The organism is Nocardioides sp. SYSU D00065, assembly GCF_017916425.1.
In the GTDB taxonomy this organism is placed as follows: Bacteria; Actinomycetota; Actinomycetes; order Propionibacteriales; family Nocardioidaceae; genus Nocardioides.
The window spans coordinates 491589-512301 of record NZ_JAFMSX010000002.1 but is presented as its reverse complement, the minus strand read 5'-3'; the positions used below and the strand labels follow the sequence as shown (position 1 = coordinate 512301).

The 20713-nt window shown below is 73.1% G+C and carries 21 protein-coding genes; 13 read left to right on the top strand and 8 right to left on the bottom strand.

Annotation, left to right across the window (positions count from 1 at the left end):
* Window position 1: 1 nt before the first annotated feature.
* From J3P41_RS10555 to glmS, 3 genes are read right to left on the bottom strand one after another with little or no spacing between them, the layout of a single operon-like run.
* Window positions 2-1393, bottom strand: a complete 1392-nt coding sequence (locus J3P41_RS10555; protein ID WP_210650252.1) for an NAD(P)H-hydrate dehydratase — start codon at window positions 1391-1393, stop codon at window positions 2-4.
* Window position 1394: 1 nt separating this feature from the next.
* Complete coding sequence (locus tag J3P41_RS10550; protein ID WP_210650251.1) at window positions 1395-1748, bottom strand: holo-ACP synthase; 354 nt, start codon at window positions 1746-1748, stop codon at window positions 1395-1397.
* Window positions 1749-1782: 34 nt separating this feature from the next.
* On the bottom strand, window positions 1783-3627 hold the full coding sequence (gene glmS, locus J3P41_RS10545) for a glutamine--fructose-6-phosphate transaminase (isomerizing) (protein ID WP_210650250.1): 1845 nt from the start codon (window positions 3625-3627) through the stop codon (window positions 1783-1785).
* Between the two features lie 65 nt (window positions 3628-3692).
* On the opposite strand from glmS, the gene coaA reads away from it, so the two are divergent.
* Window positions 3693-4691: a type I pantothenate kinase gene (coaA, locus tag J3P41_RS10540; protein WP_210650249.1), complete on the top strand. Its 999-nt coding sequence runs from the start codon at window positions 3693-3695 to the stop codon at window positions 4689-4691.
* Between the two features lie 80 nt (window positions 4692-4771).
* On the opposite strand, the gene J3P41_RS10535 is transcribed toward coaA, so the two are convergent.
* A complete protein-coding gene (locus J3P41_RS10535; RefSeq protein WP_210650248.1) occupies window positions 4772-5356 on the bottom strand; it encodes an NAD(P)-dependent oxidoreductase in 585 nt (194 codons plus the stop codon).
* Between the two features lie 93 nt (window positions 5357-5449).
* Here J3P41_RS10535 and J3P41_RS10530 point away from each other — a divergent pair, with 93 nt between their 5' ends.
* The gene (locus J3P41_RS10530; RefSeq protein ID WP_210650247.1) at window positions 5450-5818 is read left to right on the top strand and encodes a helix-turn-helix domain-containing protein; all 369 of its coding nucleotides are present in this window, start codon (window positions 5450-5452) and stop codon (window positions 5816-5818) included.
* On the opposite strand, the gene J3P41_RS10525 is transcribed toward J3P41_RS10530, so the two are convergent.
* Complete coding sequence (locus J3P41_RS10525) at window positions 5819-6811, bottom strand: GNAT family N-acetyltransferase (protein WP_210650246.1); 993 nt, start codon at window positions 6809-6811, stop codon at window positions 5819-5821.
* An 86-nt stretch (window positions 6812-6897) separates the two neighbouring features.
* Here J3P41_RS10525 and J3P41_RS10520 point away from each other — a divergent pair, with 86 nt between their 5' ends.
* On the top strand, window positions 6898-7248 hold the full coding sequence (locus J3P41_RS10520) for a hypothetical protein (RefSeq protein WP_210650245.1): 351 nt from the start codon (window positions 6898-6900) through the stop codon (window positions 7246-7248).
* Here the strand turns inward: J3P41_RS10520 and glmM are convergent.
* The 3 genes from glmM to rplM are packed head-to-tail and all read right to left on the bottom strand — an operon-like array spanning window position 7245 to window position 9571.
* Window positions 7245-8591: a phosphoglucosamine mutase gene (gene glmM / locus J3P41_RS10515; RefSeq protein ID WP_210650244.1), complete on the bottom strand. Its 1347-nt coding sequence runs from the start codon at window positions 8589-8591 to the stop codon at window positions 7245-7247. The two genes, J3P41_RS10520 and glmM, sit on opposite strands and share 4 nt — an antisense overlap.
* A gap of 18 nt (window positions 8592-8609) precedes the next feature.
* A complete protein-coding gene (rpsI, locus tag J3P41_RS10510; RefSeq protein ID WP_210650243.1) occupies window positions 8610-9110 on the bottom strand; it encodes a 30S ribosomal protein S9 in 501 nt (166 codons plus the stop codon).
* A 17-nt stretch (window positions 9111-9127) separates the two neighbouring features.
* Window positions 9128-9571: a 50S ribosomal protein L13 gene (gene rplM / locus J3P41_RS10505; protein ID WP_210650242.1), complete on the bottom strand. Its 444-nt coding sequence runs from the start codon at window positions 9569-9571 to the stop codon at window positions 9128-9130.
* A 247-nt stretch (window positions 9572-9818) separates the two neighbouring features.
* Between rplM and J3P41_RS10500 the strand changes: the two genes are divergently transcribed.
* The 10 genes from J3P41_RS10500 (at window position 9819) to J3P41_RS10455 (ending at window position 20582) form a co-directional block, all read left to right on the top strand.
* Complete coding sequence (locus tag J3P41_RS10500) at window positions 9819-11144, top strand: FAD-binding oxidoreductase (RefSeq protein ID WP_307861933.1); 1326 nt, start codon at window positions 9819-9821, stop codon at window positions 11142-11144.
* 96 nt (window positions 11145-11240) lie between these two features.
* A complete protein-coding gene (locus tag J3P41_RS10495; protein ID WP_210650240.1) occupies window positions 11241-12545 on the top strand; it encodes a citrate synthase in 1305 nt (434 codons plus the stop codon).
* Window positions 12546-12676: 131 nt separating this feature from the next.
* Window positions 12677-13918: a S1C family serine protease gene (locus tag J3P41_RS10490; RefSeq protein ID WP_210650239.1), complete on the top strand. Its 1242-nt coding sequence runs from the start codon at window positions 12677-12679 to the stop codon at window positions 13916-13918.
* A gap of 92 nt (window positions 13919-14010) precedes the next feature.
* Window positions 14011-15162, top strand: coding sequence for an acyl-CoA dehydrogenase family protein (locus tag J3P41_RS10485; protein WP_210650238.1), 1152 nt, complete (start codon window positions 14011-14013; stop codon window positions 15160-15162).
* 10 nt (window positions 15163-15172) lie between these two features.
* Window positions 15173-16315: an acyl-CoA dehydrogenase family protein gene (locus J3P41_RS10480; protein ID WP_210650237.1), complete on the top strand. Its 1143-nt coding sequence runs from the start codon at window positions 15173-15175 to the stop codon at window positions 16313-16315.
* On the top strand, window positions 16315-17466 hold the full coding sequence (locus J3P41_RS10475) for an acyl-CoA dehydrogenase family protein (protein WP_210650236.1): 1152 nt from the start codon (window positions 16315-16317) through the stop codon (window positions 17464-17466). The genes J3P41_RS10480 and J3P41_RS10475 overlap by 1 nt, the downstream gene beginning before the upstream one ends.
* 67 nt (window positions 17467-17533) lie before the next feature.
* Window positions 17534-18451 carry a GNAT family N-acetyltransferase gene (locus tag J3P41_RS10470; RefSeq protein ID WP_210650235.1) on the top strand — a complete coding sequence of 306 codons (918 nt, stop codon included), beginning with the start codon at window positions 17534-17536 and terminating at the stop codon, window positions 18449-18451.
* A gap of 147 nt (window positions 18452-18598) precedes the next feature.
* Complete coding sequence (locus J3P41_RS10465; RefSeq protein WP_210650234.1) at window positions 18599-18745, top strand: hypothetical protein; 147 nt, start codon at window positions 18599-18601, stop codon at window positions 18743-18745.
* Between the two features lie 158 nt (window positions 18746-18903).
* Window positions 18904-19425 carry a hypothetical protein gene (locus J3P41_RS10460; RefSeq protein ID WP_210650233.1) on the top strand — a complete coding sequence of 174 codons (522 nt, stop codon included), beginning with the start codon at window positions 18904-18906 and terminating at the stop codon, window positions 19423-19425.
* A gap of 50 nt (window positions 19426-19475) precedes the next feature.
* Window positions 19476-20582: an Ig-like domain-containing protein gene (locus J3P41_RS10455; protein ID WP_210650232.1), complete on the top strand. Its 1107-nt coding sequence runs from the start codon at window positions 19476-19478 to the stop codon at window positions 20580-20582.
* Window positions 20583-20713 lie beyond the last annotated feature (131 nt).

Sequence of the window (20713 nt, the reverse complement as noted above, 5' to 3'; positions counted from 1 at the left end):
ATCATCCCAAACCCGCGAGGGTCTCGCGGACCAACCCGGGGATCTGGACGGCGACCCGGCTCGCTGTCAGCGGGCCGCCCCCGGCGGCGCGGGTCGCGGCGGCGCCGTGCAGCCACGAGCCCACGGACGCGGCGTCGTACGGCTCGAGGCCCGCCGCCACGAGCGCGCCCACCACTCCTGCGAGGACGTCGCCCGCGCCCGCCGTGGCCAGCCACGGGACGCCGGTCGTGGTCGCGCGGACCCGCCCGCGCGGGTCGGCGACCAGCGTGTGGTGGCCCTTGAGCAGCACCACGCACTCCCACCGGCGGGCCGCGGAGCGCACGGCGTCGAAGGGCGCCGCCTCCACCTCGGCCCGCTCGACACCCAGCATCGCGGCGAGCTCGCCGGCGTGCGGGGTGAGCACGCGGCCGGGCACCGGCCCGCTCACGTGACGCAGCGCGTCGGCGTCCACGACGACCGGCACGCCGTCGGCACTCGCCTCGGCGAGCATCGTCTCGGCGTCGTCCCCGCCCCCGGGGCCGACCACCCACGCCTGGACGCGGCCCGCGCCGACGACCTCGGGGTGCGCGCTGCGGACCGTGTCGGCGACCTGGGCCGGTCCGACGTACCTCACCATGCCGGCCAGGCCGGTGTTGGCGCCGGCGACGGCCAGCAGCGCCGCGCCGGGGTAGGTGCTCGATCCGGCGCGCACGCCGACCACGCCGCGGGTGTACTTGTGGGCCGACGGCCCCGGCCGGGGCAGCAGGGCCCGTACGTCGTGCGGCTGGAGCGCCTCGACGGCGGGCGCGGGCAGGTCGAGCCCGAGGTCGACGAGGTGCAGCGCACCGCACGCCGTCGAGGCGGGGTCGACGAGGTGGGCGACCTTGTGGGTGCCGAACGTGACGGTCAGGTCGGCGCGGACGTGCTCGCCGTCGATGCGTCCGGAGTCCACGTCGAGCCCTGAGGGCACGTCGACGGCGACGACCGGGACGCCGGCGAAGCGCTCCAGCGCCGCGACCGCGTCCGGCCGCAGGCCGGGACGGCCGCCGATGCCGACGATCCCGTCGACGAGCAGGTCGGGGGCGGGGTCGAGGTCGTCGAGCTCACGGATGGCGCGCCCCCCGGCGCCGCGGAGCGCGGACAGGCCGGCGGCGTGCACCCGCTCGGCGAGCAGCAGGGCCTCCACCCGAGCGCCCCGCCCCGCGAGCCGGGCACCGGCCCACAGGGCGTCGCCGCCGTTGTCGCCGGGCCCCACGAGCAGCAGCACCCGCCGGCCGTAGCCGCCACCGAGCAGGTCCACGACCGCCGCCGCCAGACCGGCGGCGGCGCGCTGCATCAGCGCGCCCGCGGGCAGGACCGCCATCGCGGCCTGCTCCGCGCGGCGTACGTCCTCGACGGTGTGGGCGCGCAGCACGTCAGCCCTCCAGCACCACGACGGCGGAGGCGATGCCGGCGTCGTGCGACAGCGAGACGTGGACGTGGGCGACGCCGAGCGCCTCGGCGCGGGCAGCCACGGTGCCGCGGATCTCGAAGCGGGGCCGACCCGTCTCCTCCGAGACGATCTCCGCGTCGTGCCACGCCATCCCGACCGGGGCGCCGAGTGCCTTGGCGATGGCCTCCTTGGCGGCGAACCGAGCGGCGAGCGAGGCGGGCGGCCGGGCGGCCTCGGCGTCGGTGAAGAGCCGCTCGCGCAGGGCCGGCGTGCGCTCCAGGGACCGCACGAAGCGGTCGATGTCGACCACGTCGATGCCCACGCCGATGACCGGCACGACCAGCTCCTTCCAGCCCGTCCGCGCGGGGCGTCTACTCGACCGTGACGGACTTGGCGAGGTTGCGGGGCTGGTCGACGTCGTGGCCCAGCTGGGTGGCGAGCTCGCACGCGAACAGCTGCAGGGGCACCACGGCCACCAGCGGCTGGAGCAGCACCGGCACCCGGGGCAGCGTGATCAGCACGTCGGCGTACGGCTCGATCGTCGTGTCGCCCTCCTCGGCCAGGCACAGGGTGCGCGCGCCGCGGGCGCGGACCTCCTGGATGCCGCTGAGCATCTTGTCGTGCAGCTGGTCGCGGCCACGGGGAGGCACCACGCACAGGATCGGCAGGCCCTCCTCGACCAGCGCGATCGGCCCGTGCTTGAGCTCGCCGGCGGCGAACCCCTCGGCGTGGAGGTAGGCGATCTCCTTGAGCTTGAGCGCTCCCTCGAGGGCGATCGGGTAGCCGGCGTGACGGCCCAGGAAGAGCACCGAGCGGCTCTCGACGTGGTCACGGGCCAGGGCGTAGACCTCCTCGCTCTTGGCCAGCACCGTCTCGACGTGGCCCGGCATCTCCTCGAGCTGGTCCATGACCTGCGAGATCTCGTCGCCGTAGCGGGTGCCCTTGACCTGCGCGAGGTAGAGGGCGAGGAGGTAGCAGGCGACGAGCTGGGTGAGAAAGCCCTTGGTCGAGGCGACGCCGATCTCCGGGCCGGCGTGGGTGTAGATCACGCCGTCGGACTCGCGCGGGATGGTCGAGCCGTTGGTGTTGCAGATCGACAGCACCTTGGAGCGCTGCTCGCGCGCGTGGCGGATCGCCTGCAGCGTGTCGGCGGTCTCGCCGGACTGGCTGATCGCCACGACGAGCGTGTCGCTGGTGAGGATCGGGTCGCGGTAGCGGAACTCGCTGGCGAGCTCCACCTCGACCGGGATGCGGCACCAGTGCTCGATGGCGTACTTGGCGACCATGCCGGCGTAGAACGACGTACCGGCCGCGATGATGATGATCTTGTCGATGTCGCGCAGGTCCTGGTCGGACAGCCGCATCTCGTCGAGCTGGAGCAGGCCGTCGGCACCGCGGCGACCCAGCAGCGAGTCCGCCAGGGCCCGCGGCTGCTCGAAGATCTCCTTGCGCATGAACCAGTCGTGGCCGTCCTTCTCCGCGGCGGAGAGGTCCCAGTCGACGTGGTAGCGGCGACCCTCGGTCGGAGTGCCGTCGAAGGCGGAGACGCTGACCGTCTCGCGGGTGATGGTGACGACCTGGTCCTGGTCGAGCTCCATCGCCTCGCGGGTGTGCTCGATGAAGGCCGCCACGTCGGAGCCGAGGAAGTTCTCGCCTTCGCCGATCCCGACGACGAGAGGGCTGTTGCGGCGCGCCGCCACGACCCGGTCGGGGTCGAGCGCGTCGACGGCGACGAGCGTGAAGGCGCCCTCGAGGCCGCGGCAGACGTTCTGCATGGCGACGGTGAGGTCGACACCGGTCTCGAGCTGCTCCTCGAGCAGGTGGGCGGCGATCTCGGTGTCGGTGTCGGAGGCCATCTCCACGCCGGCGGACTCCAGCCGGTCGCGCAGCTCGGCGAAGTTCTCGATGATCCCGTTGTGCACCAGAGCGACCCGGCGCGCCCGCCCGAGGTGCGGGTGGGCGTTGCGGTCGGTCGGGGCTCCGTGGGTGGCCCAGCGGGTGTGGCCGATGCCGGTCGTGACCGGGGGCAGCGGGGTCTCGGCGATCGCCTTCTCGAGGTTGGCGAGCTTGCCGGCGCGCTTGTCGCTGAGGATCGTCCCGCGGTCGACGAGCGCGATGCCGGCGGAGTCGTAGCCGCGGTACTCCAGGCGCCGAAGACCCTCGACGACCACGCCCTCGGCCGGCCTGCCACCCACGTATCCGACGATTCCGCACATGGGCGAGGAGTCTATCGGCAGGGCGCCGCACGACCGCGCCCCGCCGCGGTGCCACAATCGCACCCATGTCCGAGGTCCCGGAGCCGCACCACGGCGCCACCACCGGCGTGGCCGGCGTCCCCGGCGGGGAGGCCTCTCCCTACGTCGAGCTCGAGCGCGCCGCCTGGGCGCAGCTGGCCGGCACGGCCGAGACGACCCTCACGCCCGAGGAGGTCGTGCGCCTGCGCGGTCTCGGCGACCAGCTGGACCTGCGCGAGATCGAGCAGGTCTACCTGCCGCTCTCGCGCCTGCTCAGCCTCTACGTCGCGGCCAACTCGCGCCTGCACCGCGAGCAGGAGGAGTTCCTGCACCGCGTGACGCCGCCGCGCACGCCGTTCGTCATCGGCCTCGCCGGGTCCGTCGCGGTCGGCAAGTCCACCACCGCGCGCGTGCTGCAGCAGATGCTCGCGCACTGGCCCGAGCACCCCAACGTCGCGCTGGTCACCACGGACGGCTTCCTGCTGCCCAACGCCGAGCTCGAGCGCCGCGGCCTGCTGCACCGCAAGGGGTTCCCGGAGTCCTACGACCGCAAGGCGCTGCTCAAGTTCGTCATCGACATCAAGTCCGGGCGCGACGAGGTCGAGGCCCCGATCTACTCCCACCTCGTCTACGACGTCATCCCCGGCGAGCGGGTCGTGGTCAAGCGGCCCGACATCGTGATCATCGAGGGCCTCAACGTGCTGCAGCCCGCGCGGGTGCGCGACGACGGCCGCACCGGCCTGGCCGTGAGCGACTTCTTCGACTTCTCCGTCTACGTCGACGCGGCCCTCACCGACATCAAGCGGTGGTACGTCGACCGCTTCCTGCGCCTGCGCGAGACCGCCTTCCGCGACCCCGCCTCGTACTTCCGCAAGTACGCCGCCCTCTCCCACGACGAGGCGGTCGACCAGGCGACCCGCATCTGGGACTCGATCAACGAGCCCAACCTCGTGCAGAACGTCGCTCCCACGCGCTCGCGCGCGAACCTGGTGCTGCGCAAGGACACCGACCACTCGGTGCGCTACGTCCGGCTGCGCAAGCTGTAGCTGGCCGGAGGCGCCGGCGTACGTCATGGGAATCCCCGGTGCGCACCGGGGATTCCCATGACGTCAGCGCGGCACGCCGGTCAGGCGGAGGCCACGGTGAACCGCTGGCGGCGGTGCCGCGGCTCCTCGATCTCGTCGACGAGCGCCACGGCGTAGTCCTCCGCGCTGACGAAGTCGCCGGCGGGGGTGTCGAGCGCGGTGGCGTACGAGCCGGTGCGCTCGCCGGGCGCGATGACCGGCGCCGGGCTGAGGTAGGTCCAGTCGACCGACTCGGGGGCCGCGCGGAACAGGTCGAGGGCAGCGGCGCCGGAGGTGGCCTCGGCGCGGTACTCCGGCGGGAAGCCCTCGGTGTCGAGCAGCCGGGTGCCGTCGGCGGTGAGCAGCGAGCCGGCGCCGCCGACGAACAGGACCCGGGTGCCGCCGACGTTGCCGAGCAGGGTCGCCACCGCGTCGAGCCACGGCTGGTGCGACTCCCCGGTGCGGCTGGGACCGGTGGCCGACACGACGACGTCGTGGGCCGCCGCGGCCTCGCGGACGACGTCGGCGTCGGCCAGGTCGGCGCCGGTGGCTCGGCTGAGGCCGGTGACCTGGTGGCCGCGCGAGGTGGCCTCGGCGACGATGCGGGAACCGACCATGCCGGTGGCGCCGAACACTGCGATCTTCATGGGACGTCCTTCGGGTGCGGGGAGGATGACGCTGCGGACAGTAACCACTGGTAACCAAGTACTTCAACGTGATATGAGTACCCTGTGGTAACCATGAATCGCGGCGACGCCTTCGACCCGAGCTGCCCCACGCGCGTGGTGCTCGACCGCATCGGCGACAAGTGGACGGTGCTCGTCATCGGAGCGCTGCAGGACGGCCCGCTGCGCTTCACCGCGCTCCGCGCGCGCGTGGGCGGCGTGGCCGCCAAGGTGCTCACCCAGACCCTGCGCGCGATGGAGCGCGACGGCCTGCTCACGCGCACGGTCCACGCCCAGGTGCCGCCGCGCGTCGACTACGAGCTCACCCCCCTCGGTGCCTCGCTCACCGCGCCGATCGCCACGTTGACCGACTGGGCCGAGACCCACCTGAGCGCGATCCTGGCGGCGCGCGACGACTACGACGCCGAGCTCGGCGCCCGCTGATCACAGCTTCTTCTGCAGCTCCAGCAGCGTCTCGATGGTGCGGTAGCCCAGCGCCTCGTTGACCGCGTTCATCCAGGTGTTGACCTCCGCGTTGGACGTGTCGAGCGTGACCAGCAGCGGGTACGTCGCCGCCACCAGGTCGTGGGTCGCGACCTTGAGCGCCAGCCCCAGCCGGTGGCCCCGGTGGGCCGGATCGACGAGGGTGATCCCCACCTGTCCGTGCGTCGGGTCGCGGTCGTCGACGCGTACGTCGGACACCCCCGCCACCGAGCCGTCCGGGGCCATCGCCATCGCGGTCTGCACGTGCCGGCCGATCCCCACCTGGCGCTGCTCGGCTGCCCGGATCCGCTCCGGCGTCCACTCCGACGCGCTCAGGTCCAGCTCGCCGAGGGGCACCTCGCTCATGAGCATGCCGAGCAGCCGGCCGAACGACTCCAGGTGCTCGTCGGGGCACACCGTGTCGAAGGTGACGATCCGGTAGTCCGCGGCCGCTCCCGCGACGGCGGCCAGCGAGTCGCGTCGCTCGAGGTAGTCGCTCAGCGCGAGCTCCTTGATCGCCTCGCGGCTCGCGACGTCGTAGCCCAGCGCGGTCGCGAACGCCTCCGGGCCGCCCGAGCCGCCGGGCGGGAGGTACGCCTCGCCCTGGATCGTCGTACGCCCGTCCCCCGCGGCGATGACCTCGAGCTCGCCGACCAGAGCTCGGCCGATCCCCTCGCGCGTCCGGTCGGGCCGGACGTAGGCGAACGCCATCGCGGTGTGCAGGTTGTCCCGCAGGGGCCGCGTCAGCAGCCCGGCGCCGACCATCTCCCGCCCGTCGATCGCCCCGAGCAGCGTGACGCCGCGCTCGGGGCTGTCGGCGGTCATGGCCACCCGGCTCTGCTCCCACACCGGCCACGGCCGGCCGGGGCGCTCGGCTGTCGCCGCACGACCCACCTCCCACCACGCGCGCAGCGCCGCCTCGTTGCGGGGGTTGAGCTGCTCGATGTCGACCACGCCGGCGACGGTAGCCGCGCCGGCGGAGACCCGTCATGCGGATAATCGGGATGCACGGGCCGCCCCGGACGCGGCAGGCTCGTGGGATGACCACCGACTCCCCGCTGCGCGCACGACTGCGCGCCGCCCTGCTGCAGGCCCGTCGCGACCGGGACGCCGAGACCGTGTCGACGCTGCGCACGGCGCTGGCGGCACTCGAGAACGCGGAGGCCGTGCCCGCGTCGGCGACGGCCGGCGCGATCGAGGACGCTCCCGTCGGGGTGGGAGCGAGCGAGGCACAGCGTCGCGTGCTCAGCGACGCCGACGAGCTCGCGGTCCTCGACGCGGAGATCGCCTCCCTGCTGGAGGCGGTCCGGGCGTACGCCAGCTCGGTCCCCGAGCGAGCCGCCGGCGCCGACCGCGCCGCCGACACGCTCCGCGCGCTGCGCGAGGGCTAGAGCGCCAGCTGGCGCTGCACCACCGCGGCGAGCCGCGAGGCGACGCCCTGCGCCTCGTCGTGGGTCGGCGCCTCGACCATGACCCGCACGACCGGCTCGGTGCCCGACGGGCGCAGCAGGATGCGGCCGCGCTCCCCGAGCACGGCCTCCTCCTCGGCGACGGCGGCGGCGAGCACGGCGTCCTCGTCGGTGCGCGACTTGTCGACGCCGGGGACGTTGATCAGCACCTGCGGGAGCCGGGTCATCACCGAGGCCAGCTCGGCCAGGGACTTGCCGGTGGTCGCCATCCGCTCCATCACGTGGAGCGTGGTGAGGATGCCGTCGCCGGTGGTCGCGTGGTCGCTGAGGATGACGTGGCCCGACTGCTCCCCGCCAAGGGAGTAGCCGGAGACCTTCATCGCCTCGAGGACGTAGCGGTCGCCGACCTTCGTCTGGCGCACCCCCACGCCGCCGGCGCGCATGGCCTGGACGAACCCGAGGTTGCTCATCACCGTCGCGACGACGGTGTCCTTGGCGAGCCGGCCCTGCTCGAGCAGCGACAGAGCGAGGATGGCGAGGATCTGGTCGCCGTCGACGACGTTGCCGTCGGCGTCGACGGCCAGGCAGCGGTCGGCGTCGCCGTCGAGCGCGAAGCCGGCATGGGCGCCGTGCTCGACCACGGCGGCCTGCAGCGACTCCAGGTGCGTGGAGCCGCAGTTGTCGTTGATGTTGATGCCGTCGGGGTCGGCGTGGATCGCGATGACCGTGGCCCCCGCGTCCTCGAGCGCCCGCGGCCCGGCCGCATAGGCGGCGCCCTCGGCGCAGTCGAGGACGACCTTGAGGCCCACCAGCGGGTGGGTGATCGTGCTCTCGAGGTGGGCGGCGTACTCCTCGACCGCGGTGTCGTAGACCTCCACCCGGCCCACGTCACCGCCGGTCGGCCGCTCCCACGGCTCGCCCATGCGCCGCTCGATCGCGATCTCGATGGCGTCGTCGAGCTTGTGGCCGCCGCGCGCGAGGAACTTGATGCCGTTGTCGGGCATCGGGTTGTGCGAGGCCGAGAGCACCACGCCGAGGTCGGCGCCGAGCCGCTCGGTCATGTAGGCCACGCCCGGCGTGGGGAGCACGCCGAGCAGCAGCACGTCGACCCCGGCCGATGCGAGACCGGCGACGACCGCCGCCTCCAGGAACTGGCCGGAGATGCGCGTGTCCCGGCCCACCACGGCTCGGGGACGGTGTCCCTCGAACTCGCCGCGGTCGGCCAGGACGTGGGCGGCACAGACGGAGAGGTCCAGGGCCAGCTCCGCCGTGAGATCGGCGTTCGCCAGGCCCCGGACCCCGTCCGTGCCGAAGAGTCGCGTCATGGACGAGACCCTAGGAGATCAGCGCTTGCTGAACTGCGAGGCCTTGCGGGCCTTCTTGAGACCGGCCTTCTTGCGCTCCACGACGCGGGCGTCGCGGGTCAGGAGCCCGGCCTTCTTGAGCGTCGGGCGGTTGGCCTCGACGTCGACGGCGTTGAGGGCACGGGCCACACCGAGGCGCAGGGCGCCGGCCTGGCCGGCGATGCCGCCGCCGTGGATGCGGGCGATCACGTCGAAGCGGCCCTCGAGCTGCAGCTCGGCGAACGGCTCGTTGGCGATCTGCTGGTGCAGCTTGTTGGGGAAGTAGTTGTCGAGCGTGCGGCCGTTGATGGTCCACGAGCCGGTGCCCGGGACGATGCGGACGCGGGCGACGGCCTCCTTGCGGCGACCGGTGGCGCCGGCCGGCGCGATGGTGGCCGGGCGGGCGGGGGTGTCGGCCGAGGCGTCGCTCTCGGAGGTGTAGGCGACACCGTCGGCGTCGGTCTCGAAGGTCTCCTCGACCTCGGTGGTGTTCTCAGTCATGGGTGCGTCCTCAGTCGTCACTGGGAGATCTGGGAGATCTCGAAGGGAGTGGCCTGCTGGGCCAGGTGCGGGTGGTCGGGGCCGGAGTAGACCTTGAGCTTCTTGAGCATCTGGCGACCGAGCTTGTTCTTCGGGAGCATGCCCCACACGGCCTTCTCGATGGCCTTGCGGGCGTCCTTCTCGAGGAGCTCACCGAACGGGGTGGCCGAGAGGCCGCCCGGGTAGCCGGAGTGGCGGTAGGCCATCTTGGTGGTCTTCTTGGTCCCCGACAGCGACACCTTGGAGGCGTTCACGATGATGACGAAGTCGCCCATGTCCATGTGAGGGGCGAAGGTCGGCTTGTGCTTGCCGCGGAGGAGGTTGGCGGTCTGGACGGCGAGGCGGCCCAGGACCACGTCGGTGGCGTCGATGACGAGCCACTCACGCTGGATGTCAGCGGGCTTGGGGCTGTACGTGCGCACGGCGGTGTCCCGTTCTGGTTCGTTGGTCCCGTCCCTCGGGCGAGGGACGGAGGTCGTGCAGCGGCTCCTGACGAACACGGCCCGGATCGCTCCCCGACCCAGCGGGGATGACGTCCGGATCTGCACCCGCCGTGGTCCTCCGTGGGGAGGGGCGGACGCGGCAGTAGTCGCGACCAGCAACAGTACGGCGCCGCGCGCGGGAGGGTCAAAACGGCGGGACCCAACTCGGGAGCACCACAATGGCACGGTGCGCAACGGCGGCGTGTCCTTCTGGTGGCAGCAGGTCGGGCTGCCCTCCCCCACCGACCGGCTGAGCGGCGACGTCCGCTGCGACGTCGCGATCGTGGGCGGCGGGCTCACCGGTCTCTGGACGGCGTACTACCTGCACCTGGCCGACCCGGGCCTCGACATCCGGGTCGTCGAGGCGCAGTTCGCCGGGTTCGGGGCGTCGGGGCGCAACGGGGGCTGGCTGTCCAGCGAGCTCGCCGGCAGCGCGAGGGCGTACGCCGCCGCGGCGGGCGAGGACGGCGTCGACCGGCTGCGGGCGGCCCTGCGCGCGAGCGTCGACGAGGTGATCGGCGTCGCAGCGCGCGAGGGCATCGAGGCCGACATCGTGCGCAGCGGCGTCCTCATGGTGGCGCGCTCGGCGGCGCAGGCCCGGCGGCTGCGCGGCGAGCTCGACGCGGCCGGGGTCGCCGAGCGGATCCGGGTGGCCGGCGCGGTGTCCGGACACGTCGACCCGGCCTGCGCACGGGTGCACCCCGCCAAGCTGGTGGCCGGGGTGGCGCGCGCGGTGCGGCGGCGCGGCGTACGGATCCACGAGGACACCCGGGTGGTCGCGGTCGAGCCGGGTGCCGTCATCACCGAGCGCGGGACCTTACGGGCGCCGGTGGTGCTGCGCTGCCTGGAGGGGTTCACCGCCGGCCTCGCCGGGCACCGGCGCGACTGGCTGCCGATGAACTCCGCGATGGTGGTGACCGAGCCGCTCTCCGCCGCCCAGTGGGCCGACATCGGCTGGGACGGAGCGGAGCTGCTCGGCGACGAGGCGCACGCCTACTGCTACGCCCAGCGCACCGCCGACGGTCGCATCGCCCTCGGCGGGCGCGGGGTGCCCTACCGGTTCGGCTCGCGCACCGACGTCGACGGGCGCACCCAGGACGCGACCGTGGCCTCGCTGCGCTCGACGCTCACCACGCTGTTCCCGTCCCTGGCCGGCGTCCGCCTCGACCACGCCTGGTGCGGGGTGCTCGGCGTGCCCCGCGACTGGAGCGCCAGCGTGTCCTTCGACGCGGCGACGGGACTAGGCCACGCCGGCGGCTACGTCGGCTCCGGGCTGACCGCGACCAGCCTCGCCGCGCGCACGCTGCGCGACCTGGTCCTCGGCCACGACACCGACCTGACCGCCCTCCCCTGGACCCACCACCGGGTGCGCCGGTGGGAGCCGGAGCCGCTGCGCTGGCTCGGCGTCCACGCCCTCTACCGCCTCTACCGCGCCGCGGACCGGCGCGAGGACGCCGGGCTCCCACGGACCAGCCGCATCGCCCGGGTCGCCGACCGGGTGGCGGGCCGCTGACCCGGGTGATGGACACCTGATTCGCGGTCGCCGCCGGCACCGGACTAAGTTGAGCGGACATCCACGACGTACAAAGACGTATGAACAGGAGCCGACGTGACCGACGTTGCGGCCAAGGATTCCCTGACTGTCACCGACAACCGGACCGGTCAGACGTACGACATCGCGATCACCGACAACACGATCGCGGCCAAGGACCTCGGGCAGATCCGCCTGACCGACGACCAGCCGGGCCTGGCCACCTATGACCCCGGATTCGTCAACACCGCCTCGTGCCGCTCGTCGGTGACCTACATCGACGGGGAGAAGGGGATCCTCGAGTACCGCGGGTACCCGATCGAGCAGCTCGCCGAGAAGTCCACCTTCCTCGAGGTGGCCTACCTGCTCATCCACGGGGAGCTGCCCACCAAGGAGCAGTACGACGCCTGGGTGCACGAGATCACCTACCACACCTTCGTGCACGAGAACGTCAAGGGCTTCATGCACGGCTTCCGCTACGACGCCCACCCGATGGGCATGCTGATGGCCTCGGTGGGCGCGCTGTCGACGTTCTACCCCGACGCCCGCAACATCACCGACGCCGACAACCGGCACATGCAGATCGTCCGCATGATCGCCAAGATGCCGACGCTGGGCGCGTGGTCGTTCCGTCACGCCCAGGGCAAGCCGTTCGTCTACCCCGACAACGACCTGTCCTACACCGCCAACTTCCTCTCGATGCTGTTCAAGATGAGCGAGCAGAAGTTCGAGGCCGACGAGCGCCTCGTCAAGGCGCTCGACGTGCTGTTCATCCTGCACGCCGACCACGAGCAGAACGCCTCGACGAACGCCGTGCGCTCGGTGGGCTCCACCCAGGTGGACCCCTACTCCGCGGTCGCCGCGGGCGTGGGCGCGCTCTACGGCCCGCTGCACGGCGGCGCCAACGAGGCGGTCCTGCGGATGCTGCGCCGCATCGGCAGCACCAGCGAGATCCCCGCCTTCATCGAGGGCGTCAAGAACGGCAACGAGCGCCTGATGGGCTTCGGGCACCGGGTCTACAAGAACTACGACCCCCGCGCCCGCATCATCAAGAAGGCCGCCGAGGACGTCTTCGAGGTCACCGGCACCAACCCGCTGCTCGACATCGCGCTGGAGCTGGAGAAGATCGCGCTCGAGGACGAGTACTTCGTCAAGCGCAAGCTCTACCCCAACGTGGACTTCTACTCGGGCCTGATCTACGAGGCCTTCCAGTTCCCGCCGGAGATGTTCACCGTGCTGTTCGCCATCGGCCGCACGCCCGGCTGGCTGGCGCAGTGGCTCGAGCTGGTCCAGGACAAGGACCAGAAGATCGCGCGTCCCAAGCAGATCTACACCGGCGACCGCGAGCTCACGTTCACCGCGGCCTCCGAGCGCTGGGCCTGAGCCCCGGCGCACCAGCACGCCACCGACAGCCCCCGGCCCCCGGCCGGGGGCTGTCGGCGTCCACGGCCGATCTGCGCACGTTCCCAGTGCCCTCTCAGTGCGTCCACAGGATCGCGACGCATGCTGGAGGCATGAGCGACGGACACACTCCCCCGCAGGGCGCCGGACAGCCGCCCGAGCACCAGCCCACCCACCCGTACGCGAGCCCGAGCCCGTACGGGCCCGAGCCCCAGACCCAGCAGCTGCCCCGCGCGGCCGAGCCCGCGCCCAGGCGACGGCGTACGGGACTGGCCGCGGCGGTCCTGGCCACCTCGCTGCTCGTCGGCGGCGGGGCCGGGTTCGGGGGCGCGGCGGTCTGGGACGCCGCGCAGGACGAGCCGACGAGCTCCGCGCAGGGCGACCCGGTGTCCACCGCGACGGTCGCCGACCAGACCCCGGCGCCGGCGGCGGACGGCTCGGTCGAGTCGGTGGCGCAGAAGGTGCTGCCGAGCGTGGTGAAGATCGACGTCGCCACCCCGCAGGGCGAGGCGTCCGGCTCCGGGATCATCCTCACCTCCGACGGCACCATCCTCACGAACAATCACGTGGTCGAGGGCGCCGAGGCGGGCGGCACGCTCACCGTCTCCTTCGACGACGGGACCAGCGCGGAGGCGGAGATCCTCGGCACCGACCCGCTCACCGACACCGCGGTCATCCAGGCCCAGGACGTCTCCGGCCTGACCGCGGCCACCATCGGCAAGTCGGCCAACCTCGGCGTCGGCGAGGGCGTCGTGGCGATCGGCTCGCCGTTCGGCCTGGACGCCACCGTCACCAGCGGCATCGTCAGCGCCCTGGACCGCCCGGTCAACGTCGGCTCCGACGACCAGGGCAACGCCACGACGTACCCCGCCATCCAGACCGACGCGGCGATCAACCCGGGCAACTCCGGCGGTCCGCTCGTCGACATGACCGGCGCGGTCGTGGGCATCAACTCCTCGATCCGCACCGCCGCCTCGGGCTCGCCCTACGGCCAGGGCGAGTCCGGCTCCATCGGCCTCGGCTTCGCGATCCCCATCGACGAGGTGATGCCGATCGTCGACCAGATGGCGGCCGGCGAGACCCCGACCCACGCCCGGCTCGGCATCCGGATCGACGACGACGAGGCCGGCGCCCTGATCGTCGAGGTGACCGAGGGCTCGACCGCGGCCGAGGCAGGCATCGAGCCCGGCGACGTGATCACCGAGATCGACGGGCGCCGCATCACCGGAGCGGACTCGCTCGTGGCGACCATCCGGTCCTACCGTCCCGGCGACGAGGTCTCGGTCACCTGGACCCGCGACGGCGAGTCGCAGGAGGCAGACGTCACGCTCGACAGCGACGCCGCGGGCAGCTGAGCGCGGCGGCCCGCCGAGAGCCGCCCCCGGCAGGCCATGATGGACCCACCGGACCACACGCGCGTGGCGCCGGGTGAGACGCGAGGAGTCACATGCAGCTCGAGCTGAGTCCGGCCGACGCGGAGTTCCGCACGCGGATGCGGGAGTTCTTCACCACCGAGGTCCCCCGCGAGATCCGCGACACCGTCCTCGAGGGGCGCCACCTGACCCGCGAGCAGATCGTGCAGAGCCAGCGCATCCTCGACGCCGAGGGGCTCGCGGTGCCGCACTGGCCGGTCGAGTGGGGCGGCCAGGACTGGACCGACCTGCAGCGCCACCTGTGGCACGAGGAGATGCAGCGCGCCGGCGTCCCCGCACCGCTGGCGTTCAACACCTCGATGATCGGCCCCGTGATCGCGCACTTCGGGAGCGAGGAGCAGAAGAAGCGCTTCCTGCCGGCGACGGCCAGCCTCGACATCTGGTGGTCGCAGGGGTTCTCCGAGCCCGACGCCGGCTCCGACCTGGCCGGCCTGCGCACCGCCGCCGTGCGCGACGGCGACGACTGGGTGGTCAACGGTCAGAAGACGTGGACCACGCTCGGCCAGTACGGCGACTGGATCTTCACCCTGGTGCGCACCGACCCGGAGGTGAAGAAGCAGGCCGGCATCTCCATGCTGCTCATCGACATGACCACCCCCGGCGTGGAGGTGCGTCCCATCGAGCTCATCGACGGCGGCCATGAGGTCAACGAGGTCTGGTTCTCCGACGTGCGCGTGCCGGGCGACCTGCTCGTCGGCGAGCCCGGCCAGGGCTGGACCATCGCGAAGTTCCTCCTCGGCAACGAGCGGGTGGGCGTGGCGCCGGTGGGCGCCACCAAGCGGGCCCTCGCGACCCTCAAGGCCACCGCGGCCGACCGGCTGGCCGACCCGCTGGTCCGGGCGCGGGTGGCGGAGCTGGAGAACGACCTGCTCGCCCTCGAGCTCACCGCGCTGCGGGTGGCCGCCCACTCCTCCGAGGGTGCGCCGCACCCGGCCTCGTCGGTGCTTAAGCTCCGGGGCACCGAGCTGCAGCAGGCGGTCAGCGAGCTCGCGCTCGACCTCGCCGGACCGGCCTCCCTCGCGGCCCGCGCCGGCGACGACTCGCCCCTCGAGGGCTGGGCGCGCCGCACGGCGCCGACCTACCTCAACCTCCGCAAGGCCTCGATCTACGGCGGCTCCAACGAGATCCAGCGCCAGATCATCAGCCGCACGATCCTGGGACTGTGAGGAGACGACCATGGACTTCACCTACGACGACGAGCAGCAGGCACTGCGCGAGGCCGTCCGCGGCCTGCTTGCGACGACGTACGGCGACCACGAGGCGCGCCGACGCACCGTGAAGGAGCAGCCGGGCTACGACCGGGCGCTGTGGGCCCGGCTGGCCGAGATGGGCATCCTCGGGCTGCCGTTCAGCGAGGCCGACGGCGGTGTCGGCGCCGGGCCGGTCGAGATCGCGATCGTGTGCCAGGAGCTCGGCCGCGTCCTCGCGCCGGAGCCGTACCTCGCGAGCGTCGTTCACGCCGGCGGCCTGGTCGCCGCGGTCGGCACGCCCGAGCAGCGGGCCGACCTGCTGGGCCGGCTCAGCGCCGGTGAGATCGTGCTCGCCGCGGCGGACACCTCCCCCGGCAAGCGGTGGAGCTCGCACACCCGCGGCGTACGGGCCGCGGTCGAGGGCACCGCGTGGTCGCTGACCGGTGTGGCGGACCCGGTGATGAACGGCGAGTCCGCCGACGTCCTGGTGGTGAGCGCCGCACTGCCCGACGACGCCGGCACCGGGGTGTTCGTGGTGGACGCCGGCGACGTCGAGCGCACCGGCTACGCCGCCGCCGACCTCACCCGTGCGGCGAGCATCCGCTTCGACGCCACTGCCGCCACGCCGCTCGGCCAGCCGGGTCGCGACCTGGCCCCGAGCATCGCCACCATCAGCGACCTGACCCGCATCCTGGGCGCCAACCAGGCCCTCGGCGTCATGCAGAGCCAGGTGCGGGCCACGACCGACTACCTCAAGAGCCGCAAGCAGTTCGGGGTCACGCTCAACACGTTCCAGGCGCTCACCTTCCGCGCCGCCGACATGTACGTCTCCCTGGAGCTGGCGCACAGCACCGTCGACTGGGCGACGATGACGATCGCCGGCGGTGACCGCGCCGCCGTGGCCGACGCCGCCGACCGCGTCGGCCTGCAGGTGAGCCGCGCCGGACGCCACATCGGCCAGGAGGCGATCCAGCTCCACGGCGGCATCGCGATGACGGCGGAGTACGCGGTCGGGGTCGGCACCGCGCACCTCACGGTGCTCGAGCAGTGGCTGGGCAACGCCTGGCACCACCTCGACCGGCTGTCGGGCCGCGTGACCGAGCACGACACGGTCGAGGCGCTCGGCTGATGGACCTCACGCTCACCGAGGACCAGCAGGCCTTCCGCGACCTCGCCCGCGCCTTCCTCGAGCGCGAGGCGGTGCCGCACCGCGCGCAGTGGGACCGCGAGGAGTCCGTCGACCTCGCGATCGTCCCGCGGATGGCGGAGCTGGGCTTCTTCGGGCTCACCATCCCCGAGGAGTACGGCGGCGTCGGCGGCGACTACGTGACCTACTCGCTCGCCATGGAGGAGCTCGGCCGGGCCGACTCCGCGCTGCGCGGCATCGTGTCGGTGAGCAGCGGGCTCGTGGGCAAGTCGATCCTGTTCCACGGCACCGAGGAGCAGAAGCAGCAGTGGCTGCCGCGGCTCGCGTCCGCGACGAGCCTCGGCTGCTTCGGGCTCACCGAGCCCGGCACCGGGTCCGACGCGGGCAACCTCACCTCCCGCGCCGAGCGGGACGGCTCGGACTGGGTGATCACCGGGCAGAAGCTGTTCATCACCAACGGCACGTGGGCCGACGTGGCGCTGGTCTTCGCCCGCACCAGCGACGACGGCCCGCGCGGGGTGACGGCCTTCCTCGTCCCCACCGACTCCCCCGGGTTCACCGCCCGCGAGGTGACCGGCAAGCTCGGCCTGCGCGGCCAGGCCACCGCCGAGCTGTTCCTCGACGGTGTGCGCGTGCCGGACGAGGCGCGGCTCGGCGAGGTCGGGCAGGGCTTCAAGATCGCCATGGGCACGCTCGACAAGGGCCGCCTCGCGGTCGCCTCCGGCTGCGTCGGGATCGTCCAGGGCTGCCTCGAGGCGTCCGTGGCGTACGCCTCGCAGCGCACGCAGTTCGGCAAGCCGATCGCGTCCTTCCAGCTCGTCCAGGACCTCATCGCCGACATGTCCGTCGACGTCGACGCCGCCCGGCTGCTCGCGTGGCGCTGCGCGGACCTGATCGACCGCGGCCAGCCCTACGGCACGGCGGCGTCCAAGGCCAAGCTGTTCGCCTCCGAGGCGGCGGTGCGGGCGGCGAACAACGCCATCCAGGTCCACGGCGGCGCCGGCTACGTCGACGACTTCCCGGTCGCCAAGTACCTGCGCGACGCGCGCGTGATGACGCTCTACGAAGGCACGTCGCAGATCCAGAAGCTGCTCATCGGCCGGGCGGAGACCGGCGTCAGCGCGTTCGGCTGAGCCGTCGCGGGCGCCCGGAGGGCCCGTGTGCAAGCGGTCCGCAAGGCGGGTCGCGGAGGCTCTCGCCATGGACCTCGACCTGCCGCCCGGCTACACCCACCGCCCGCTGACTTCCGCCGACGCACCGGCCGTGCTCGCGGCCATCGCCGCCGAGGAGGTCGCCGACCTCGGCGAGTCCTCGATGACGCTCGAGGACGTCCAGGCCGACTGGGCGCGCCCCAGCTACGACATCACGGCGAGCACCGTGGGCGTGTTCCACGACGGGACGCTCGTCGCCTATGCCGACCTGAGCGGTCCCGGCATCGCCTACACAGCGGTGGTGCCCGACCACCGCGGGCGCGGCATCGGCACCGCGCTCGCCGGCTGGGTCCAGCAGCGGGCTCGCGCCGCCGGCATGGAGCGGGTGGGCACCCAGATGCCCAAGGGCAGCGCCGCCGACCGGCTGATGGGCGACCTCGGCTACGACGTGCTGTGGACCGCCTGGGACCTGGAGCTCCCTCCGGACCGCGAGCTCGCCGCTCGGCCGCTGCCGGCGGGGTACGCGATCAGCGACGCCGCCGAGGAGGACTTCACCTCGGCGTGGACGCTGCTCGAGGACGCCTTCCTCGAGTGGTCCGATCGTGACCGGCTCCCGCTGGACGACTTCGGAGCGCGGGTGTGGGGCCGTCCGGGCTACGAGCCGTGGAACCTGCGCCTGCTCCACGACGCCGCCGGCGAGCTCCTCGGCGCCACCCACGTGCACCTCGCCGGCGGGGAGGGCGACGCGGCGACGTCGGCGTACGTCGCGAGGATCGCAGTGCGCCCCGACCACCGCGGCCGCGGCCTGGCGCCGGCCATGCTCGTCGACGCCTTCTCCCAGGCCCGCGCGCACGGCGCCACCCGGTCGTACCTCTCGACCGACACCCGCGCCGGCGCCCGCGGGCTCTACGAGCGGGTCGGCATGGTCGTGACCTCCACGTGGGTCAACCGCAGCATCCGCCTCTGAGCGGCGGCGGCACCCAGGGCTGCGGGAAGGGTTGCGGCAAGGGCCGTGGCAAGGGCGCGGCAAGAGCCGTGCCCGAGGCTCCTCGGGTGGCCCACCGGCCGCCGCCCGGACGCCGTCCGAGGAACCCGCACCAGCCAGGAAGTCACCATGTCGCTCTCCAGTCCCCACACCGTCGTCGTGCCCGTCCGGTATCCCCGGACCCCGCAGCAGTCGCGTCGCCGGGCGCTGCTCCTGAGGCAGGCCATCCGGGTGGAGGTCGCGGTGCGCCGCTCCGTCGACCCGCAGTGCGGCTGAGCGGCTTGCCGCCGCCTTGCGCCTCGCGCGCAAGCCGCTCGCCGTCGCCGACAAGCCCACGACAAGCACGCTGCGACATCGTCGTCCCCGGCGACGCCGACGTGCCTCGCCCCGGGCGCCGACCGTCGGCTCCCGGCCACGTATGAGAGCAGGTCGACATGACCGTCCGTCCCCTCCACCGCCGGCTCCTTCCCCTCACCGGCCTCCTCCTCGCCACGGCGGTCTCCGTGTCCGCCTGCGGCAGCGACGAGTCCTCGGGCTCGGAGTCCGCTGCAGCCTCCAGCTCGGAGAGCACCGACGAGGCGCTCGACGGGCTCGACGAGCTCGCCGACTCCGGCGGCGTGCCGGAGGAGTGTCGCGAGGCCTTCCCGGCCGAGGTGGTCCCCGCTGACATCGCCGACGTCTCCGGCATCCCCGCCGAGTGGCCCGAGCCCCCCGTCGACGCGACGCTGTGCCGCACGAGCTCGACGATGGACGACACCCTCAGCATCGCCGGCTACGCCACCGCCAGCAGCCCGGCCGAGGTCCTCGACGCCTACGAGTCCGCCCTCGCCGAGCAGTGGGAGGTGACCCGCGAGGACAACGGCATGGGCGAGGTCCTCACCGGGACGGCAGGGGACGTGTGGTTCCAGGTCGAGACCCGCGACGGCGCCTTCGACCTGTCCTTCGCCCCCGCCTGAGCCCGACAGCCCGCCACCCGAACCCCGACACGACTCAGAGGACCATCATCATGACCACCCGAATCCGCGCGGCCCTGGCCGGCCTTGCGCTCCTCGGCAGCGGGCTGCTCGCCGCGACGCCGGCGTCCGGCGCCCCCGCCGACGCCGTCACCGGCGCCTGGAACGACGGCCGCTCCGACCACGACACCATCACCGACTGCATCACCGGCACGCCGGGCACCGGCCTCGACGCCCAGGTGGGCTGGCTGTCCCCCACCGGCCGCGTCCCGGTCGTCGGCGAGGTGTTCTGGATGCGCACCTACGTCGGACTCGTCTCGCTGCCGTGCACCCAGCGCGGGGCCTCCTTCCTGCCCGAGGTGCTGCTGCCGGAGGGCGTGGTGTTCCACGAGGACGCCGCGCACCCCGTCGAGTGGTCGCTCGGCTACGCGGGGCAGCCGCAGGAGTGGCGCACCGACGGCCTCGACTACAACTACGGCGCCAATGGTGGAGCCACCGTGGAGCACGTCGGCGGGGAGCCCTGGTACATCCGCCAGGGCCAGGTGCTGGAGATCCACCTCCCCGTCCGGGCCACCCGGGAGCTCAAGGGTCCTGCGTCGCTGCAGCCGGAGTGCCAGAACCGCCGCGAGGGCTATGGGCCGTGCCCGGTGGCCGAGGCCGGCGACCACGTCCAGGTCGCCTACACGATCGGCGGCTACGGCAGCAACAAGCGCTACGTCACGCCGTACGTCGGCCTGTTCGCGACGAACGGCACCCAGCCCCCGCCGGCACCGCCCGCTCCGCCCACGACCGGCAACAACGGCAACAACAACGGCGGCAACAACAACGGCGGCAACAACAACGGCGGCAACAACAACGGCGGCAACGACAACGGCGGTCACGGGGACAACGGCACGGCCGGCCGCGCGGCGTCGCGCACCAAGGCGTCCGCGACCGGGCGCAGCCTGCGGGTGCGCGTCAGAAGCACCGCCGTGCCCACCGGCACGGTCCGCGTCCTCAAGGGCGACAAGACGCTGGTCCGCGCGCAGCTGAAGCGCGGGCGCGCCACCGTCCGGCTCCCGCGCCTGCCACGCGGGCGGCACCGGCTCGTCGTGCACTACCCGGGCTCGGCCACGGTCGCGCCCTCGACCTCCAAGCCGGTCGTCGTCGTCATCCGCTGACGCCCCGACCACCAGACCGCCCCGTATCCCCCGGGGCGCGCGCCGCCGACCTCCCCACGGGGTCGGCGGCGCTGTCGTGTCCCGGGCAAGTCGAGCGCAAGGCGGTGCCAAGGCCGCTCCTCCAGGCTCGT

Coding starts and splice junctions, on each gene's coding strand:
- glmS (WP_210650250.1), bottom strand. CDS start 3,627: ATGTGCGGAATCGTCGGATACGTGGGTGGCAGGCCGGCCGAGGGCGTG.
- J3P41_RS10520 (WP_210650245.1), top strand. CDS start 6,898: ATGACCACCGACTCCCCGCTGCGCGCACGACTGCGCGCCGCCCTGCTG.
- coaA (WP_210650249.1), top strand. CDS start 3,693: ATGTCCGAGGTCCCGGAGCCGCACCACGGCGCCACCACCGGCGTGGCC.
- glmM (WP_210650244.1), bottom strand. CDS start 8,591: ATGACGCGACTCTTCGGCACGGACGGGGTCCGGGGCCTGGCGAACGCC.
- J3P41_RS10475 (WP_210650236.1), top strand. CDS start 16,315: ATGGACCTCACGCTCACCGAGGACCAGCAGGCCTTCCGCGACCTCGCC.
- J3P41_RS10460 (WP_210650233.1), top strand. CDS start 18,904: ATGACCGTCCGTCCCCTCCACCGCCGGCTCCTTCCCCTCACCGGCCTC.
- J3P41_RS10465 (WP_210650234.1), top strand. CDS start 18,599: ATGTCGCTCTCCAGTCCCCACACCGTCGTCGTGCCCGTCCGGTATCCC.
- rpsI (WP_210650243.1), bottom strand. CDS start 9,110: ATGACTGAGAACACCACCGAGGTCGAGGAGACCTTCGAGACCGACGCC.
- J3P41_RS10455 (WP_210650232.1), top strand. CDS start 19,476: ATGACCACCCGAATCCGCGCGGCCCTGGCCGGCCTTGCGCTCCTCGGC.
- J3P41_RS10530 (WP_210650247.1), top strand. CDS start 5,450: ATGAATCGCGGCGACGCCTTCGACCCGAGCTGCCCCACGCGCGTGGTG.
- J3P41_RS10470 (WP_210650235.1), top strand. CDS start 17,534: ATGGACCTCGACCTGCCGCCCGGCTACACCCACCGCCCGCTGACTTCC.
- J3P41_RS10490 (WP_210650239.1), top strand. CDS start 12,677: ATGAGCGACGGACACACTCCCCCGCAGGGCGCCGGACAGCCGCCCGAG.
- J3P41_RS10535 (WP_210650248.1), bottom strand. CDS start 5,356: ATGAAGATCGCAGTGTTCGGCGCCACCGGCATGGTCGGTTCCCGCATC.
- J3P41_RS10485 (WP_210650238.1), top strand. CDS start 14,011: ATGCAGCTCGAGCTGAGTCCGGCCGACGCGGAGTTCCGCACGCGGATG.
- J3P41_RS10480 (WP_210650237.1), top strand. CDS start 15,173: ATGGACTTCACCTACGACGACGAGCAGCAGGCACTGCGCGAGGCCGTC.